Consider the following 775-nt stretch of genomic DNA (forward strand, 5'->3'; position numbering starts at 1 on the left):
CACTAGCTTTGCAAACAAATGTAACAAACCATATTTTTTAAATGTTATTTAACAAAAAAGGTAAATTAATGTTGAAATTTTGCATAAAAAAACCTATTCTAATGGTCAGATCATCTAGGCGTGTTACCCAAATCCATTAAAATAGGAGCTCAATATGGGTAATAGTCTACCATCAAATACCGTTTTTGAAAAGTGTTTAAGCTTACTGGATTTACAAAACTTTCGGTGCCCCTTTAGCGACTCGTACGCCAAGAAGCTGCTTACGGGTACAACCCTGTTGTTGCTGATCGATGCCCAGCTTCGCGGATTGGAAAGTTTGTCCGACATCGAAATCGGTTTGCGCGCAAACCCCATCCTTCAACAGTTTATTGGACTAGCGTCTGTCCACGCATCTTCCGTTTACCGGAAAATGGAGCAATTGCCGCTGGAGACCGTGCAGCGTCTCTGCTTCCATGTCCTTGAGCAGGTCAGACAGCTACATGAGGACAAGAAGGGGATAGCGAATCTCGGCCGATTAAACCTCATCGACGCCACTGAAATCACGTTGCCCGAAAAAGCCGGCGAGTGGGCGTACTTTTCGAAAGACAAGAACGGCGTGAAACTGCATTTGCGTTACGTGGTGGCCGATCGCGACAGCATGCATCCCGATGGAATGGTGCTATCCACAAGTGCGGTGTCCGACCAAGCGGGGGCGCTTTCCTTAGTGGTGGAGGACGATGCGATCTATGTGTTCGACCGAGGCTATCTCAATTACCACTTGTACCATGAATGGTCG

1 protein-coding gene is annotated in these 775 nt (G+C 46.6%); it reads left to right on the forward strand.

The features are described from left to right. Positions 1-154: 154 nt before the first annotated feature. Positions 155-775, forward strand: a 621-nt coding sequence (locus AC0LWT_RS38940) for a transposase (RefSeq protein ID WP_474687347.1), incomplete at its 3' end; no start/stop codon positions are given.

The organism is Paenibacillus sp. sgz302164 (assembly GCF_056120505.1).